Source organism: Alicyclobacillus fructus (genome assembly GCF_017329605.1).
Taxonomy (GTDB): domain Bacteria; phylum Bacillota; class Bacilli; order Alicyclobacillales; family Alicyclobacillaceae; genus Alicyclobacillus; species Alicyclobacillus fructus.
In genome coordinates this window covers 1-280 of record NZ_JAFMTY010000106.1, presented here as the reverse complement: position 1 = coordinate 280, position 280 = coordinate 1, and the positions used below count along the sequence as shown (strand labels likewise).

At 65.0% G+C, this 280-nt stretch carries 1 protein-coding gene; it reads left to right on the top strand.

Annotated features, from left to right (window positions below; all coding sequences use genetic code 11):
• The coding region (locus J3481_RS14510; protein WP_206832813.1) for a transposase at window positions 1-280 on the top strand (280 nt) is incomplete at both ends.

Below are 280 nucleotides of genomic sequence, written 5' to 3'. Positions count from 1 at the left end.
GCTCATCGATGAAGAGGTTCGCCAGTTCAAGGAGCGGCCGCTCGAGCGTGAGTATCCGTACGTGTGGCTGGATGCCACGTTCCCGAAGGTGCGGGAGGGTGGCCGCGTGCAGAGCATGGCGCTGGTCATCGCCATTGGCGTCACGGACACCGGAGAGCGCGAAGTACTCGGATTCGATGTCGGAACGAGCGAGGACGGCGCGTTCTGGTCGGACTTTCTGCGCAGCCTGAAGGCGCGAGGGCTTCGGGGCGTGCGTCTGGTGGTGAGCGATGCGCACGCA